Annotated in this window: 12 protein-coding genes; 4 read left to right on the top strand and 8 right to left on the bottom strand. The window is 48.1% G+C overall.

Translation table 11 applies throughout. From position 1 onward, the window contains the following. The first annotated feature begins 5 nt into the window (after nucleotides 1-5). The 3 genes from H9626_RS07570 to H9626_RS07560 are packed head-to-tail and all read left to right on the top strand — an operon-like array spanning nucleotide 6 to nucleotide 4,032. On the top strand, nucleotides 6-1,520 hold the full coding sequence (locus H9626_RS07570) for an NAD(P)H-hydrate dehydratase (RefSeq protein ID WP_178257648.1): 1,515 nt from the start codon (nucleotides 6-8) through the stop codon (nucleotides 1,518-1,520). A gap of 16 nt (nucleotides 1,521-1,536) precedes the next feature. Beyond that, nucleotides 1,537-2,586: a DUF4831 family protein gene (locus H9626_RS07565; RefSeq protein ID WP_178257649.1), complete on the top strand. Its 1,050-nt coding sequence runs from the start codon at nucleotides 1,537-1,539 to the stop codon at nucleotides 2,584-2,586. Nucleotides 2,587-2,610: 24 nt separating this feature from the next. After that, on the top strand, nucleotides 2,611-4,032 hold the full coding sequence (locus H9626_RS07560; protein ID WP_225230921.1) for a BT_3987 domain-containing protein: 1,422 nt from the start codon (nucleotides 2,611-2,613) through the stop codon (nucleotides 4,030-4,032). 122 nt (nucleotides 4,033-4,154) lie between these two features. Here the strand turns inward: H9626_RS07560 and H9626_RS07555 are convergent, their stop codons facing one another. From H9626_RS07555 to H9626_RS07520, 8 genes are all read right to left on the bottom strand, one after another. Further along, nucleotides 4,155-4,478, bottom strand: coding sequence for a heavy-metal-associated domain-containing protein (locus H9626_RS07555; protein ID WP_178257651.1), 324 nt, complete (start codon nucleotides 4,476-4,478; stop codon nucleotides 4,155-4,157). Nucleotides 4,479-4,640: 162 nt separating this feature from the next. Continuing rightward, nucleotides 4,641-6,863 (bottom strand): TonB-dependent receptor, encoded by a 2,223-nt coding sequence (locus H9626_RS07550; RefSeq protein WP_191710108.1) that lies wholly within the window; start codon nucleotides 6,861-6,863, stop codon nucleotides 4,641-4,643. Between the two features lie 117 nt (nucleotides 6,864-6,980). Then, nucleotides 6,981-7,475: a 3'-5' exonuclease gene (locus tag H9626_RS07545; RefSeq protein WP_178257652.1), complete on the bottom strand. Its 495-nt coding sequence runs from the start codon at nucleotides 7,473-7,475 to the stop codon at nucleotides 6,981-6,983. A 53-nt stretch (nucleotides 7,476-7,528) separates the two neighbouring features. Further along, nucleotides 7,529-8,089, bottom strand: coding sequence for a flavin reductase family protein (locus H9626_RS07540; protein ID WP_191710096.1), 561 nt, complete (start codon nucleotides 8,087-8,089; stop codon nucleotides 7,529-7,531). Nucleotides 8,090-8,100: 11 nt separating this feature from the next. Next, entirely contained in the window at nucleotides 8,101-10,674 is a 2,574-nt protein-coding gene (locus H9626_RS07535) for a glycoside hydrolase family 2 TIM barrel-domain containing protein (RefSeq protein WP_191710095.1), read from the bottom strand. Nucleotides 10,675-10,997: 323 nt separating this feature from the next. Next, nucleotides 10,998-12,635 carry a DUF3857 domain-containing protein gene (locus tag H9626_RS07530; RefSeq protein WP_191710094.1) on the bottom strand — a complete coding sequence of 546 codons (1,638 nt, stop codon included), beginning with the start codon at nucleotides 12,633-12,635 and terminating at the stop codon, nucleotides 10,998-11,000. Nucleotides 12,636-12,666: 31 nt separating this feature from the next. Next, nucleotides 12,667-14,625, bottom strand: a complete 1,959-nt coding sequence (locus tag H9626_RS07525; protein WP_191710093.1) for a DUF3857 domain-containing protein — start codon at nucleotides 14,623-14,625, stop codon at nucleotides 12,667-12,669. Between the two features lie 16 nt (nucleotides 14,626-14,641). Further along, a complete protein-coding gene (locus H9626_RS07520) occupies nucleotides 14,642-15,883 on the bottom strand; it encodes a DcaP family trimeric outer membrane transporter (RefSeq protein ID WP_191710092.1) in 1,242 nt (413 codons plus the stop codon). Nucleotides 15,884-15,969: 86 nt separating this feature from the next. On the opposite strand from H9626_RS07520, the gene H9626_RS07515 reads away from it, so the two are divergent. Further along, entirely contained in the window at nucleotides 15,970-17,634 is a 1,665-nt protein-coding gene (locus H9626_RS07515) for a glycoside hydrolase family 10-like protein (RefSeq protein WP_191710091.1), read from the top strand. The last annotated feature ends 13 nt before the right edge of the window (nucleotides 17,635-17,647 follow it).

Raw genomic sequence — 17,647 nt, 5'->3', positions numbered from 1 at the left:
AACGAATGAAGATATTGACTTGCACCCAACAGAAAGAGGCTGATGAATATACCATCGCCCATAATTCTATATTATCTATCAATTTGATGGAAAAAGCTGCCACGCTGCTTACCGATGCCATTTGCAAGCGATGGGATAAATCGCACCGCATCGTTATATTCGCCGGACCGGGAAATAACGGCGGTGATGCCGTAGCCGTGGCTCGGATGTTACATTTGAAAAGCTATCAGGTAGAGGTGTTTCTATTTAACGTTACGGGGAAACTGTCTGACGACTGCCTGACTAACATCCGCCGCTTGCATGAATGTGGTTTCACTTCTTATCATGAAGTGACATCCCAGTTCGATGCTCCCAAGCTCACTGCCCACGATATTGTAATAGACGGACTGTTTGGGTCGGGGCTGAACAAACCACTAAGCGGAGGTTTTGCCGCCGTAGTTAAATACATCAATGCCTCTGCTGCCAAAGTGGTTTCTATCGACGTGCCTTCGGGACTGATGGGAGAAGACAATTCGTATAACATCCGCCAGAACATCGTTCAGGCAGACATCACGTTATCTATCGGACTACCTAAATTGGCTTTTCTTTTCCCTGAAAACGAAGAGTTGGTAGGCGAATGGGAGGTGCTTGATATCGGCATCAGTCAAGAGTACATCGAAAACGCCGAAACGCGCTATCTCATTACGGAAGAAAAAGACATCCGTCCGCTTATCACCCCTCGTCATAAGTTTGCCCATAAAGGAAATTACGGTCACGGTTTGCTGATTACCGGCTCTTACGGCATGGGCGGAGCCGCAGTATTGTCGGCACGTGCCTGCCTGCGTTCGGGAGTGGGACTGCTGACTATTCATACCCCAGTGTGTAACCACACATTGTTACAAACCTGCGTTCCCGAAGCGATGGTAGAAGATGACGTTCACGAACGGTTTTTCGCCGAACCTGCCGAATTAGACAATTACCAAGCCGTAGGAATAGGATGCGGATTGGGACAGGAAGAGATAACGGCACAAGCTGTTATCGAACAGGTAAGAGACTGTGAGATTCCGCTGGTTCTGGATGCCGATGCGCTAAACATATTCAGTACCTATCGGAATAATCTTTCATATATTCCGAAAAACACCATTCTTACTCCTCATATCGGAGAACTGGAACGTATCATCGGACGCTGCAGCAATTCATACGAACGGATATCAAAAGCAAAAGACCTTGCGAATTCCCTTCAATGTTATATTGTATTGAAAGGAGCGTGGACGGTAGTCATTACTCCGGAAGGCTTATGCCACTTCAATCCGACCGGGAATCCGGGTATGGCGACGGGAGGAAGCGGAGATGTTCTGACAGGTATCATCACTGCGCTGCTGGCTCAAGGATATTCAGAGGAAGAGGCTTGCAAGCTCGGAACGTATGTACACGGACTGGCAGGAGACATTGCACGAAACAAGGTAGGAGAAATCAGTTTGAAGGCAGGAGACATTATCGAAGCACTGCCCGAAGCATGGAAATCATTAACGAAAAACTAATAGCCGATATACAATTATGAAAAAAGGAATCTTTGTTGCATTGGGAATGCTGGCGTGTATGAACGCATCGGCACAGGATTTCAGCCCATATACGCCGGGAGAAGGCGAAGGAATCGTATACTTCCTGCCAAAAACGGCATTGGAAGTGAACGTTATAGCCACAAAAGTTACTTATACGCCGGGAGAGTTCTGCCGATATGCCAACCGTTATATGCGCATGGACGGGATTCCCACCCAGCCGGAAACGCATTGGGAAATCAAGCAAATTGATGTGCGCTCCGTTGGTGTGCCCGATTCGACGAAAGTTTATATCATGAAATTAAAGGATAAAAACGTCGCATCGAATGTAGAACTTACAAACGAAGGTATCGTAAAAGCCATCAATACGACTTCTCCGGCTGAAAATCAAACCGACATGTATCAGCTTGACAAAACAGAGCCTCATGAAAACGCCCGCAAATACATGACGGAAGACATGCTGATGGCGGGATCGACGGCTAAGATGGCGGAACTGGCAGCAAAAGAAATCTACAACATCCGCGACAGTAAGAACCAGATTTTACGCGGACAGGCTGACGCCATGCCTAAAGATGGAGCTTCGATGAAACTGGTCATCACCAACCTCGACAAGCAGGAAAAAGCTATGATGGAAATGTTTACGGGAACTACCGACCGCGAAGACAAGCTATTCACTTTCCGCATCGCTCCGGAGGATGGCATGAACAACAAAGTAGCGGCACGATTTTCACGCTTATTGGGGGTACTTGGAGAGAACAACCTGAGTGGAGACCCGATATATCTCAACGTAAGTGCAGCCTCATCGCTTCCGGCAGCACCTACAGACGATAAGAAAAAGAAACTGAAAGGGGTTATCTATAACATTCCGGGGAAAGGCTCGGTTACTGTGAGCTATCAGGGGAAAACTTTGTTCAGCGGCGAACTGCCCGTTACCCAGTTCGGCTATACGGAGGTGCTGACCGACGGATTATTCGACAAAAAAATAAACACGCGCGTAATTTTTAATCCCGAAACGGGAGGAATCGTAAAAATAGACAAGAACGAATGATTAACTGAAAGATTTATGGTACCTATGAAGAAATTGTTAAGAGGACTACTTATGCTTGCTGCGCTTTGGCTGGTATCTTGCACCGGAAGCGAATCGCAAAAAGGGAACGTTGTAGCTGTTTCGGCGGGCGAACCTTTCGGAAAAGTGTTATCGGCAGCCCAAGCCAAAATGCTTACCCCGCTGGCTCTATGGGGAGAGAATTCTGCTACCGGACACATCTATTTCGAACTTACCAAGCCTTACGACAAGGATTTAACCATTACGTTTAAAGTAAACGAGCAGGCGCTGACCGCTTATAATAATGTATACGGAACATCGTATACCGTATATCCTGCCGATAAGATTTCGCTCGAAGCGAACGGACAGATTACCATCCCTGCCGGCAAAAAGCGTTCGGATGTAATTGATGTCAGCATACAGTCGGGTGCCAATACGGAAGCGATCTATGCCTTGCCGCTGACTGCCGAAGTTTCAGACGGTACTCAAACCATATCCAACAATGCGGCTTACATTTATCTGGTTACTCCGCTTACTCCTGCACCGGCTATTAACGAGGGCAGAACCATCAAGAATCTTTGCTACGTAGAAGTGAACCGCGAAAGCATGTTGAATACGGGTGAATATATCATGAAGGAAACCAAAGAGCCGTTTTTCGACATTGCAAGCGTATTTGCCGCCAACATCCGACTGAACGAAGAGGGGCAGCCTTACGTATCGTGCAACGAGCAGACGCGCTTTGTTTTAGATAACATCGACCAAATCGTCCGTCCGCTGCAAGCCAAAGGCATGAAAGTACATCTGTCTATTTTGGGCGACCATACCGCTGCCGGAATGAGAAGCCTGACCAGAGAAGCGGCTGTTACTTTCGCCCAAGAGCTGAAATATTACATGGATATTTACGGATTCGATGGTATTGATTTCGATGACGAATACTCTACTTACGTAACCGACCAGAAGGTTGAGCCGTACATTCCTGCGCCTACCGTTGCTCCGAGTATCGAAGAATGTACCAAAGAGCGTTATGCTGAATTGGTTTACGAATGCCGGAAACTGATGCCCGACAAAACGTTAGGCATTTACTGGTATACAGGTTCGGATTATCCGGCGGGAGAGGTAGAAGGAAAAACGGTGAACGACTTGATTGATTATTCCATCTACGGGCTGTACGGGAAATGGCGTTCTATCGACACCGACACGGTGGCTACCGCCAAACAGTGTCCGTATGCCGTTGAAGTGACTACGGCTAAGGGAGACGTAAAAATCAATTCCACGTTTGTTAAACGCATAAAAGACGACAAGTGGGGATATTTTGCCGTTTACGACTTGAACGACGAACGTCATTACGAGAAAGAGTTTACCGAAATCTCACGCATCCTTTACGGACAGGACGTGGAATGGACCGGTAAGTCGTTCGGACGTACTGACTTTACTCCGAAAGCGGAATAAGTTCCGTTTTCCCTATAATAGCAGCAGACACGGATTTTGCCGTCTGTCGGCGAGTTTCACGATACCGAAACCGCACGACGCCGATGCAAAATCCGTGTCTGTTGTTTTATTATCCGCCTGCTTTATTCCTTCTCGGCTTTCTTCTTGGGATGGAACGGGGTGGCAGTGTAACCCAACTTCCGGATGGCTTCTTTCAGTTTTTCGGGCGAGGTCTTATCCTTCCGATACTCAATGGTAACCAACTTATCCGGCAGGTTGACGTTCAGGGCAGTAACGCCTTTCTCGAAAGCGATGTTGTTTTCAATGCGTTTCTGACAGTTTTCACAAGTCATCGAAACAAGGAACGTTACTTCCGATTTTTCTTTCTTGTCATCTTTCGCCATTACGTTCAGCGAAAAGCCCAGTACGAACAACGTTAGCAGGGCAATCCATTTTACTCTCATCATAATTTTCTGATTTTTAACATTAAACAATATTCTATATTTACTTATACCGGCACTGCATACCAGTTCCGAAACGCTACCGCATGGAAGGCTCAACGCAAGCCGATAAACCGGGTAACGCTACCGCATGTGTTACCCCGTTCATGCGGTAGCGTTTTTCCCCCTTTATTTAGGGATGTTATAACGAATACCGACGTACAGCTTGCGCCCCATCGTAGGTCCCCACACCATAGTAGCATCAAAATCCGAGCCATAAGGATTTGAGGCTGATACGACCGGATTCTTTTGCTTAAAGTTTGTCAGGTTTTCTCCGCCAAGATAGATGCTCCAACGGCGGAAACGACGGGTTATCTGTGCGCTAAGCTGCGTGTACGACGGGAAAGTTTCCTCCCATAACGGACGTTCGGCATCCGGCGTAGGCATCCGCCCTCCTCCGTTAAACTGCACAGTAGCATCGAACTGCCACTTTTTCAGCGGCGTTTCATACGAAGCTGTCAGCAATGCCTTGTAACGGCTCGTCAGCGGTTTACGCATCGTCTTGTCGCCATAAGTCGTCTTTACGTCCATCCAGCGGTAAGCTCCCAGCAGCGTAAATCCGCGAAAAAGCGGATAGCTTACCTCCACCTGAAGCACGTTAGACGTCGACCGTCCTTTAAGGTTATAGAAGTAAACGGCATGGGCATCGCTATCCATATCCACTACCACCTGATTATTGAAGTCCGTGTAAAACCACTCGGCACTGAGGGTCAGTTCTTCGTCTTTCACCGGAATGTAGAACGATGCGCTTGCTCCGTAATTCCATGCGCTTTCCTGACTGAGGTCATCGGCTACATGGAGTGTCCGGCTGCTTGCCAGCAGGTAACTGTTTTCGGGAAAAACGAACGTGGTGCGATAGCCTTTCCCTGCTGATGCCCGCAGATGGAGCCACGAAGTTACATCGTATTTCAGATGAAGGCGAGGCGTTACGAACCAACGGTGAAGCGAACTGTAATCTCCGCGCAGCCCTGCCATCAACGTAAACTTATCGGTGGGCGTCCATGTATATTCGGCGTATGCCCCGGTTACCGTTTCGTCGATGTTCCGCCACTGGGGTACGTAACGCTCCACCACGTCGCCGCGCTGTACGTAATCATCCCAATTAAAATTCATTCCTGCCGCCAGCTTATGCTTGCTTCCGAAATCGGTTTCGTAGAGCAGTGAAGCATACAGATTGGTTTCGTACACATTATATAACCGGGCAGCGTAATCGGATTTCTGGTCGTGATACGAGCCCGACACGATGAGCGCCACACTTTCATTCCGGTCGGGATTCAGGATAAATCCGTTTTTCGTAAACCATTCCACCCGGCTCGTGCGGTTAGTCACGGTATAAGGGTCGAAAACCTCACCGCCATGCAGTGTATGGGCTGTCTGCCCGCTCACGCGCTTATCCGTCAATACCTTTACGCCCGATTGGGAAACAAAATTCGGTGTCTGATAATGCCAGCGGTTCATCACGCTGAAAGCGTGCATCTTCGGCATATCCAAAAACGTATCGCCGTTCTTGTCGTGCGAACGCTCTTCGTTATAATAGTTCACGAAAAGAGCGGTCGACAGGCGGTCGTTCAGTTCCACCGCTCCTACGGCATTCCCCTCATACCGTCCGGCATCGCTGGCAAACAAGTTGACAAACAGCGGGTCGGCAATCTTGGGTTTCTTATATTCGATATTGATTTGTCCTGTAACCGACTCGTATCCATTCTTTACCGAAGCAGCACCTTTAGATATCTGTATGCTCTGCATCCACGGACCGGGAATATAATCCAGCCCATACACCGCAGCAGCTCCGCGCATATTCGGAAAATTCTCGGTAAGCATTTGCACATACGTGCCCGACAGTCCCAAGAGCTGAATCTGCTTGGCACCCGTCACGGCATCGCTATAAGCCACATCGACCGACGGATTCGTTTCAAAACTTTCGGAAAGGTTACAGCAAGCCGCCCTCGTCAACGCCTGCGCCGTAACACTCTCGCCGTTCATCACTCCCGTACGGTTTTTCAGCATACCCATGCTGCCGGCGGTTACTACCACCTCATCCAGCTCGGTATCAGAGACCATAACCAGTACCTGCACATCCGTAGGACGCTCCACGGCGTAAGTCAGCGTTTCAAACCCCACGTAATCGGCCCGCAACTGACGGACTTCTCCGGAAACGGGAAGTTCAAAATATCCTTCCCCATCGGTCACCGTAGCCGAACTTTTGTCTTCATTATATACATAAGCTCCGGGCAGCGGAGTACCTTCCTTATCCAATACATATCCTTTAACAATACTTTTCCCCTCTTCCGCTTTTACAACGGTAAATGTCAGTAAGGAGAAAAGCAACATAAACCATACACTTTTCTTCATCATGACGTATCATTAATTTATCGTTTCGATTACAAAAATAAGGGGGAAGGAGGGAACAGACGTTACATTATTATGGATAGAGTTTATATAATTCCACCCAAACGTCTGAACCGGCTTTTATAAAATCCGGCGCGCTATCCATGCACAAGCCTCAGCGTCTGCTAAAGCGTGATGATGATTCGCCAAATCAAATCCGCAACGTGCCGCCACGGTTTGCAGCTGGTGATTGGGCAACTGCTTTCCGAATACGCGGCGCGAGGCTCTGCACGTGCAATAAAAGAGATAATCGGGATAATCCATCTGATAAGTCCGGAACACAGCCTTCAGACAACCTTCGTCGAACGGGCTGTTATGTGCCACCAACGGCAAATCGCCTATAAGGGGTGCAATGTATCGCCATACATCGGGAAAGATAGCGGCATCGTCGGTATCCTGACGGGTTAGTCCGTGTACGCGGGTATTCCAGTAATCATAATAATTCGGACAGGGACGTATCAGGCGGTAAATACGTTCCACCACCTCTCCGCCCCGCACGATTACCACACCCACGCTACATACGCTGGAAGGATTGCGATTAGCTGTTTCAAAATCGATTGCCGCAAAATCTGTCATCGTTGCTTACCCTTTCTTTATCGGCCTACATACCCGTCAGGATACCTGATGTTCTATTTCAACTGTTTGCCATCCGAGAAAGCGTTCCCTACTTTCTCTCCTACTTTCAGATAAGCGTTATTGAAGGGGTCGAAGATTATCGGCGCTACCTTAGCCGCATCTACCTTACCGTTCTCGTCAAGCACACGCTCGTCTACACTGACATTCACTATTTCGCCCCGCAGAATACAAGTCTCCGGATTGTAATCTTTCAGTTTACATTCGACTGCAACTGCCAATTCATCAATCAACGGAGCATCGACAATAGCAGACCGGGTAGCGTGAAATCCGGCTCTGGCAAACTTATCGGCTACCTTGTTACCCGATACCAGCCCTACGTAGTCGCAAGCCACTACGTGTTCGGCATCCGCCATACTCACCGTAAAAGCCCCACGCTTTAAGAGGTTCTTTACCGTTTTATGTCCTGCACTCAGGCATAAACTGATTTCGTTCATTTCACTGATACCTCCCCACGCCGCATTCATGGCATCGGGAGTTCCGTTTTCATCGTAAGTGGCAATGATGAAAACCGGTTGCGGATAAGTCAGAGGCTTAGCTCCAAAATTCTTTCTCATAACAAAAATATTTATAGTTTTCTTACTTTAATGCCGGATATAAATGGTTTTCCCTTAACAGCTTCCAGAGCGATGGTTATACAACCCTCCTCATTGCATACGATATACCGACGCTTAAAAGCTGTACGGTAACGTCCTCCATCGGCCGGAGAAAAATTTGTTTCGACCTGTCTTCCACAAATAACAATATTGAAACGAGTTTCTCCTGCTGTTTCTTCGCTTTTATTTTTCCCCAACAGATTGGCAAGTTGCGCCGCCGGACGAGTTACATCAGCCATCAGCAACTCTACTTCATAGTTTCCGTCCGGAGCGTCAATCTTATAAGTAAATTCGCCTTCGCGCCGTGTCTGATAAAGCGGAACGTCTACCGTATTAACAATCTCGGAAGTAGTGCTGCGTGCTTCACCGCTTACGTATCCCCAGCTACCCGGAACATAAGGACGATCGGGAAGCCAAGTAAGGTTACTCAATGCCGAGGTAAAGAAACAGTTGCTTCCCACATTGATTGCCAGTTCATCTCCTTCCGATAAATCCGGGAGCGGACGGAAGTCAATGGTCATAACATCTTCTACCGGTTTATTCCCATAGACACCTTGTGCCGTCAATACGGAAGTTCCCACCGGAAGCACAACATTAAAAACAGCATGGCAATTATCGGTTGCCTGCTTTCCTGCCGACTCACCGTTTACAAATAACTCTACTTCCGGCAAATTGGAATAAAGTTTTATCTGCTGAGTTTCACCTTCCTTTCCTACACGTACTTTCCAGTCGCGACTGGCTATCCGCAGTACCGGAATGTCTTTCCGCCACATCGACTTGAAATAATACGCCACGTCTTTATGGGTACGGTCATTGTAAAACAAGCCTTTATTATTTACCCTCGGCATAGATTCCTGACGGGCAGCAACATTAAAATCGATAAAATTCCAGTAAGTACAACCGCTTATCCATTCTTTCTCCTCGATAAAAGGCAAATAATGTTCTACGTAAGTCTGCTGATATTCCATACTGAAATCGAAAGCCCGCCCTTCGGTAGTATGCAGGCGACGGTCGCTCCCCGCACCCCATTCGCTGATTATCATAGGGTGGTGAGGGTAACGCCGATGCTGGTCTTCACACCATTTATTAAAATCTTCCAGCTTATCGACATACCATCCCTGATACAGGTTCCAGCCTACCACGTCTTCTAAGTCGAGACCTATTTCATTATATAGGTTTGTCATGTTAAACGCCATCACGCTCACCCTACTTGAGTCTTCCTCTTTCAGCGCAGCTTCAAGCCGCTGCGCCAATGCCACGGTACGCTCTTTACAGGGCTGCCATTCCGGACTGTCGACCGGAGGAACCGTCAAAAGGATTTCATTCATATATCCCCATGCTATAATTGAAGGATGATTGTAATGCTGGCGAATCATTTCCCTTAAATTCAGTTCGCAATTATCTGCATAACCCGGCGTATCGGGTACGATATTGATGATGGGGATTTCTTCCCATGCAAGCAGTCCCAGCTCATCACACATCTCTACTATCGCGTCATCTTGAGGATAATGCGAAATACGGATGAAGTTACATCCTAACTCTTTTATCAGCCGAATGTCGCGGCGATGTGCCTCGTCGTCTAACGCTACGCCTACCGGAGCTTGGTCTTGGTGGCGATTCACCCCACGCAGTTTGTAAGGTTTCCCATTCAAACTGAAGCCTTTGTTTCCATCGAAAGCAAACCAGCGGAACCCTACTTTATTTGTCTTTTCATCAATGACCTCATTGGTTTTCGGATTAAGGAGTTGTGTCTTGACCTTATAAAGCGAGGGTGTTTCCGGCGACCACAAATCCGGGTTTGCAATTACATCCGATACGTAACCGAACTCGCGCGTTTCCCCCGCCTTCAGTTTTACTTTCTGTTTTCGGGTTTGCAACAAATCTCCCTGCGGACTGTAAATCTGATTCTGCACTTCGAGGGTGACCGCTGTCTCGGCATCGTTGGTCACCTCGCCTTTCACCTGAATCTTTCCGCGCTGCCCGTTCACTTCGGGCGTACTGACAAACACCCCGTCCGAGCCCATATTATCCATACGGAAATGCTGTTCGGGAGTAGACACCAACCATACGTCCCGATAAATTCCTCCCCAAAACGTAAAATCCGCTGATATGGGCGTTATGTCTTTCCTACCGTTATCGACCGTTATTTCTATGATATTTTCTTTTTGGATATAATCGGTCACATCTACAACAAACGCCGTATAGCCACCGGCATGACTGCCTGCCGACTTTCCGTTGACCGTAACCTCTGCCGCTTTACTCGCCGCATCTATTTTCAGATAATAACGACGGTGCGGGTCTACTTCGGGTAACGTCAGAACGCGCCGATACAATCCTTTGCCTTGATAATAATTGGGCTGCCGGTATGCATCCAGATTAAACGTGTGAGGGATATTGACTGATGTCCATTCCGTATCCGCAGGTTTTCGGAACTCCCAACCGTCGTTGATGGTTTTCATTTCGCGTTGTGCAGACAAGGATACCGCTACCCACAGAGCCGTCATGAGCAACATCCATTTTTCGTGTTTTATTCCGAGTTGCAACATAGATTTTCTTTTTAGGTTATTTGCTACAAATTTAAATTATTCGCGGCGTATTCCCAAAAGAGAAATGGATTAAAACTTAATTTTAAACCTTTTACGGCTTGGCAGGAAACCTGAAAAAAAACTAACGGTAGAACAGGGCAACGCTATGGGTAGAAAGGGGCAACGCATCCGCATGGAATGAGTAACGCTAACGGTTGCGTTTTTCGGGACATTTTTTCACATAAAAAAAGCAGGAAGAAGTTTCTGCAAACCTCTTCCCGCTCCGTTTTTTATATACCGATTACGCGCGAAAAAGTACGGCTTTCATACGCTGCCGGCATATTTTAATCCATGCTGTCCGGTGAAATAAAAACCAACGTGTAGTTATTCTCGTCTTTCAATTCGCTCATCAAAGCATAAAATTCTTTATAATCGGCAGGAGTTACCAATAATTTGTCGATAACGAAAGTACAAGTTACTTTTACCTTTCCGTCTGCTTCCGCATACTTAAAAGCTATTTTACCGAAAGCGTTCGTAACCTCTTTATCGGTTTTCTTCATCCATGTCATGCCTGCGGGCAATTCCACTGTCGTTTCAACCGTGTGGTTATACTTTTGGGGAAGCAAGATATTTGCTGGAACAGACGTATTAGTGGCATACGAATAAAATATCCCAAACGCCGGATTACGTCCTTCTGCCGTTGCTACGCGATAACCGTTGGGCAATGTCCGGATGCGCTTATCGTCGGCTTTAAATGTATAAGAGGTAATGCTGCTTGATGGAGAGGATGTAAGTTCAACCGGATTGCCTTGCAGGTCGGTTACGGTCATATAATCTTTCAGAGCCGCCTCCTCCAATCCCTGCTGAGGAACTTTCGAAGCCATTAATTCGCTTTTGGCAAAAACGGAGACAATGCCGCTCAAGCCCATAGCGTCTGACTGCAACCGACATACCACAACCTCGGCATTCAGTCCTGCGGCACGTTGCAGAGCCACATCCAAGTTTACCAGTTCTGCCTGCGTACCGTATCCTGAACGAATTACTTCCGAAGCCGGACGCAAACGGTAGCCTGCCTCCTGCAAAGAAACACCCACCGTAGCCAGACGGCTGTACATGAGCATCATGTATTGACCGATGGCATCACGCTTCTTCTGCCTGTCATTGCCCGCATCCTTTGTCAACTCTACTGCTTTCGCTTTTACCGCCGCCTCATCTCCCAGAGCAAACTGTTCCCGAAGGTTCTTTAAGGCATCGGTGTACGAAGGATAAGTAGAGGCCACGACAACCGGCATCATGCCGCTTGCCACTTGTTGTACCGTGCTCATACCTTTTATATAAGATGAAGGGTAAGCGTACGGACGCGGCTCGACGTTCTTCAACTTCCACTGCCAGCATACCTTGCCGTTGCCCGTATCCGTTTTTTGTGGACGCACGGAGCTGTTCAGCAACTCGGTATGAAGTTCTACACCCGAAGGAACTTCCACCGTACATGTAAATTCTTTTATCGGACTAAGCTCACGCACGGGACAACAAACGTCCAGCGCAGGCAAATATCCGGCACGGCTGACGATGGAATAATCCAATACGATGGTTGCCCCCAACTCTAATCCGGTATGCACTACTACCATTTCTTTCAGGCGATTATATGCCGGAGCATCTTTCGCCGATGAAGGAAGCACCCCCACAAAAGCGTTATCGGGAGTTTTGACAATGGTTCCGTCTTTCTGTCGAGTGTATGATTCGTGTATTTTCAACTCCTGATACTGCGGGTCGTAAGTAATGAAAGTTTCCCCGTAAAGACCGTTCATCGCCGCATGTGTATAGAGTGTCAGCTCTTTCTTAACCCGAAGCTCCTGACTGCCGTCGGCATGAAGCGTGTAATGTTTCGACAAAACGCGGAACTCAGCCTCGGAAGCAGCCCGTACGGAAGAAGCACAAAGCAGGAATACAAAGATTCCGATGTAAAAAGATAGTGTCTTCATCTGTATATTATTATCGTTTGTTGTTCTTAATTTACTTTTTAATCACAAGGTATTCACCGTAAGTCTTGCTTGTATTTACCGCATTACGGAAGTTCTCCCAATCGGATGCCTCGTAAACACGTTTCTTCAGTGCCAGACGGGTATTCAACTGTAGTTTGTTTCCGCTCTGCCGAAGCGTGCCTTCAAAATCGGCAGCCTGCCCGGATATTTCATCGTTCTTCGCTTCGTTCTGTAACTGATACCCCGCCGGGATACGGAGTGTTTCATCCAACTCTACCAAACGCGAACAAGCATCCTTAAAGGCATATTTACGAGTCTCAAGGCTCGTATCAATGCGCAAATAGCTCATTACCTGCGTATACAAATTATTCATCACGAAGGGTTTAAACACTAATTCGTCAGTACCCTTCATGGCATACGAAGGAATCTCATAGCGGAAAGTAATGCGGATGGGCGCTTTCTGGTAGTCTTTGGGGCTTTTCCCATAATCCACGCTTATCAGACGGGCTTTGGGAGAAACGTTCAGAAGCTGGCGCTCCATCGTGTTGTGCCATTCGCTCTGAAAGCCCGTAGTGAAGATACGGCGGATATTGCTGTCGCTTTGTCCCTCGGCAGTAATGGTAAACGAGCCTTTCAGCGTTCCTTTTTCATCGATTTGATTATCGGCATGGATACGCACGTAATGGTTGTCAGGAGCCGAAAGCGGAGTAACGCAAAGGTCTGAACCTTCGGGGATGCCGGGCAAATAGTTTTGTTGCTGTTCGGCACTGCTCCACAGCTCACGGCAGAAAGGCACCCACGTAGGGTCGAGCGGCATCAGTGTTCCATCCGACAGACGCACCACTGCCACGCAATGGTTAAAGTGGTCGGCAGGGATGGTTTCTACCCTACTGCCCGCCATCGTCATTGCGGGATAGGCTTCAAATCCAGCCATACGAAGGAAAGCTATCAGTGTGCCTGCGATATCCTTGCACACTCCACACCGGTCTGTATAGTTCATCTTCAGGTTATGAAGCGTAAAGCCTTCACCTTTTCCCATCGTTACTCCGGCATAGCGGATGTTGTCTGCCACCCAGTGAGTAAGTACGGCTATCTTTTCCATCTCTGTCTTTTTCCCTTTTATCAGTTCGTCTACCTTCTTCTGAGCTTCAGGAATAGCGTCAAAACTGCCGTAATCTTCGTTTACCTTATTAAACCAACGGGATTTCTCGCGCCAATCGGGGGTGGTAGACATCATCAGCTTCGGGGCTGCATCGAAGAAATCTACCATATTCGGCTCTTTGGCAAACGGCATCAGGCCATCCATTGCAAACGTATAAGCCTTGCCTTCTCCCTCAAAGCGTACCGATGAAGTACATGCACCTTGATAAAACTGATACTGCATGTCTTTTTCTTTCGGGATTACCACTTTATAAACTTTGCGCACCGTGGGTTCGGTTGCCCAGAAAGGAACGATATCGTAAAACTGTCCGCGCATGGGAGGTATGAAACGCGAATCATCGTCTGTCGGCAAATCGGCTAACAAGGCGTATGTAAATCCTTTCTTTTCTACTTCATAATCTATCACGTCTCCGGGACGAAGCGCACCTAACTCCAGCATGATTTGACGTGCGCCCCAGTAAATGGCGCGGGCAGGAGCTACATAATCGCATGTCTTTGCCACATCTATTTCGGTAGAAGTACCGTCGGAATGCCAAATGGTTACGCGACGGAACGCAGCGGCTGCCGTCAGAGGGTCGTAATCGTATTTCAAAACCCGGTTGCTTAACGCGCCTTTCAGGTTCTGTACTTTGATAACCTTACAGACAGCGAAAGAACCTTGTCCGGTGGGACGGACGGAAACATGGGTACTATCGAGCAACGTCACATAATCCGCACCGGCATATTCTTGCGACCCGGCGCGCTGTTCGTACATTTTCCACGATTGTCCCTGCACAGCGGCAGATGCAGTGAAAAACAACGCAAGCGTCAATAATTGTTTCTTTTTCATGGTCGTATTTTATTTATCAGAATTGGAAAAGCGCGGTAAACACGATACGGTTGTTTTTCACCAAATGGGTGTCGGTTACCCTTCCTTTGGCGGTATTCGTACCGTATGCTGCCCCGGTCCATGAATATTCGGCACCGAACTTCCAGTTGGGCAGGTTATAAGTCAGCTCTGCAGTGGCAGTGCCCAGTTGGTCTATCTTCGTTCCCGTACCGAGGATTCCGCTGACTTCATCCTTAGCACCTAAGTTTTTCAAGTATCCGGCAAAGATTCCTCCGCGCCACTTCTTTCCGTACATTACGCTTAGCCAAGTATGCGATACGCGCAAGGGGGTATATTCCTGTTCCCCGGTACGAGTGTCTACCGAAGTTATTCCGTAACCGCCGATGGTGCTCGTTTGGGTCAGGTTCGAACTAAGTACGGTTTTTGCTGCAACCATTAATTTGTTATAAGTATATTTCACATGGGCTTCGCCGGATACTCCCGTGATGCGTTCGGATACTTTATATACTGCATCGTTATACTCCGACTGTTTTCGGGGAGCGATGGAAGATACGTGTACGCCCGCACCCACAAGCAGTCCTTGCGACTTATAATCTGCTCCCACATAAAACTCCGGCACGCAACTGTTTTTAATGAACTGCTGGTGTTTCTGTGTCCCCGTGTTTCCTGTCTGGTTCGAGCTCGGACCAACGGAAAGATATTGCGACTGCCAAATGGCTGCCGCGGTCAGCACCCAGTGTTTCTGCGTAAATCGGTAGCGTATCTGCGGAGCGCGGCTAAAAGGTTGGTAAGGCGCACCCATATTCAGATTCAATATTTCAGGAGCCACATCGCCATAGAGCGGATGCCAAGTCTGACCCACCAGTAATGCCGACGTTCCCCAATCAAGATTGAAATAAACGTGACGGATACGGAAGAGCGAATAGGTAGTGCCGGAGCCCCGGAAGTCGACTTCTACCTTCGCCGATGTTTTTGCCTTGCCCAGCATAGGTCCGTTAACGTCCAGTCCCAAACGGGTATACAGCGTATAGAAGTTTCCGTCGGGCTTGGCGTTGAGGTCTTCCCCGTTGGCATCGGGCGCAACGTCATTCGGATACATATAAAACAAACCGTCGACAGTTTCCGAGTTAGAACGGCTGTTATAAAACAAATCGGTACGCACCTGACCATAAAATTTGTAACCGAAGTCTTTTTTCTGTGCCGTAACCCCGGATGACACGGCAGCAAGCGCAGCAAGTAGAAGTATCTGTTTTTTCATATCTTTAGTTAATAAGTATTTAGAATCGCACAAAAGTAATAAATCCGCCAAATACTTTATATCTTTGCCCGGAAAAAATAAACCTCATGCGCAGACTTATAGCGATTATATTAATGGGAATTTTTGCCATCTTGCCGATGCGCTCTCAGTCTAAATTCGAAATCCGTGCCGCATGGCTTACTACCATAGGCGCATTGGATTTTCCGAGTCACAAAGCCGGTTCGCCTCAAGGTATCCGCCGACAAAAACAGGAATTATGTAATATATTGGACGAACTGAAGCGGGCAAACTTCAATACGATTCTGCTTCAAACCCGCCTGCGCGGAGATGTTATCTATCCTTCGGCTTTCGAGGGATTCGCCGAATCGCTTACCGGGCATACCGGTGGAAATCCGCAATACGACTTGTTGGACTTTGCTGTCGAGGAGTGTCATAAGCGGGGAATGGAACTGCACGCTTGGATAGTAGCCATCCCGGTGGGAAACTTGCGCCAAGTGAAACTGCAAGGCAAGAATTCGGTAGTAAAGAAACACCCCGAACTCTGCAAGCAGTATAAGAAAGCGTGGTATCTTGACCCCGGAAATCCTGCCACGGCCGACTATTTGGCGGGAATTGTGCGTGAGATTGTGTCGCGTTACGATATTGATGGAATCCACTTGGACTACATCCGTTACCCTGAAGATGCCCAATCGTTCCCCGACCGGCCTACGTTTCGCAAGTACGGAAAAGGGAAATCACTGGAACAATGGAGGCGCGACAACATTACTTACATCGTACGACGGCTTTACACCGAAACCAAAAGGCTGAAACCGTGGGTCAAGGTAAGCAGTTCGCCGATAGGGAAATACAAAGATACGCCACGCTATTCTTCAAGGGGATGGAACGCTTACCAGACGGTTTACCAAGACGCACAGAAATGGATGGCAGAGGGTATTCACGACCTGATATTCCCGATGATGTATTTTCAGAAAAACGGATTTTATCCGTTTGCGCTCGATTGGAACGAGCATAAAAACCAACGCTGGGTAGTGCCCGGACTGGGTATTTATTTTCTGCATCCCGGCGAACAGAACTGGGCGCTCGATGAAGTGTGCCGGCAAATAGCGTTCACGCGGGAAAACCGATTGGACGGACAGGCTTACTTCCGTACACGATACCTGCTGGACAACACCAAAGGACTGTTCGACGAGCTAAAAGAAAGAATTTACATCTACCCCGCAGTTGTTCCTCCCATGACGTGGGGAGACAGCATCGCCCCGTCTGTTCCCACTTGTTATACATTTAATATAGATAGCAAGAAGGCTACAATGGAATGGGGGGTATCGACAGACAATACGGCGGGTGGCGTTTACTACCGAATCTATGCTTCCGACTGTTATCCGGTAGATACGAATCTGCCCCAAAACCTGATAGCAAGCCGCATTGACAGCACCCGCTATGTTCACGCTCCCGCATTTCCGTGGCAGCAACGCATGTATTGGGCAGTGACTGCCGTCGACCGCTTCGGCAACGAGAGCCTCCCGCTGTCGTTCAACGCGCCCCGCGAAAACAGTCCGCAAATCTTTTCAAACCTCCTGCCTGCCATTCCTCCGGGCGCCACGCTCATCGTGACCGATGCCACCGGCGAAGAACTGATGCGTCTGCCCTCTTCTGCCACCCAACTGCCCGACACGCTGGGGAAAGGATTCTTCCGCCTCACCCTGCTTATGCCCGACGGGGAAACCCGATTCATCGGTATCTGCGTAAGATAATATTTTACTTTTC

Origin of the sequence: Phocaeicola faecium (assembly GCF_014837055.1) — a bacterium.
GTDB classification, from domain to species: domain Bacteria; phylum Bacteroidota; class Bacteroidia; order Bacteroidales; family Bacteroidaceae; genus Phocaeicola; species Phocaeicola gallinarum.
Note: the sequence above shows the minus strand (reverse complement) of the source record. Positions and strands in the feature narration are given on the sequence as shown.

Bases quoted from the DNA above. Each gene is read 5' to 3' on its own strand.
- H9626_RS07570 (WP_178257648.1), top strand. From the start codon at position 6: ATGAAGATATTGACTTGCACCCAACAGAAAGAGGCTGATGAATATACC.
- H9626_RS07565 (WP_178257649.1), top strand. From the start codon at position 1,537: ATGAAAAAAGGAATCTTTGTTGCATTGGGAATGCTGGCGTGTATGAAC.
- H9626_RS07560 (WP_225230921.1), top strand. From the start codon at position 2,611: ATGAAGAAATTGTTAAGAGGACTACTTATGCTTGCTGCGCTTTGGCTG.
- H9626_RS07555 (WP_178257651.1), bottom strand. From the start codon at position 4,478: ATGATGAGAGTAAAATGGATTGCCCTGCTAACGTTGTTCGTACTGGGC.
- H9626_RS07550 (WP_191710108.1), bottom strand. From the start codon at position 6,863: ATGAAGAAAAGTGTATGGTTTATGTTGCTTTTCTCCTTACTGACATTT.
- H9626_RS07545 (WP_178257652.1), bottom strand. From the start codon at position 7,475: ATGACAGATTTTGCGGCAATCGATTTTGAAACAGCTAATCGCAATCCT.
- H9626_RS07540 (WP_191710096.1), bottom strand. From the start codon at position 8,089: ATGAGAAAGAATTTTGGAGCTAAGCCTCTGACTTATCCGCAACCGGTT.
- H9626_RS07535 (WP_191710095.1), bottom strand. From the start codon at position 10,674: ATGTTGCAACTCGGAATAAAACACGAAAAATGGATGTTGCTCATGACG.
- H9626_RS07530 (WP_191710094.1), bottom strand. From the start codon at position 12,635: ATGAAGACACTATCTTTTTACATCGGAATCTTTGTATTCCTGCTTTGT.
- H9626_RS07525 (WP_191710093.1), bottom strand. From the start codon at position 14,625: ATGAAAAAGAAACAATTATTGACGCTTGCGTTGTTTTTCACTGCATCT.
- H9626_RS07520 (WP_191710092.1), bottom strand. From the start codon at position 15,883: ATGAAAAAACAGATACTTCTACTTGCTGCGCTTGCTGCCGTGTCATCC.
- H9626_RS07515 (WP_191710091.1), top strand. From the start codon at position 15,970: ATGCGCAGACTTATAGCGATTATATTAATGGGAATTTTTGCCATCTTG.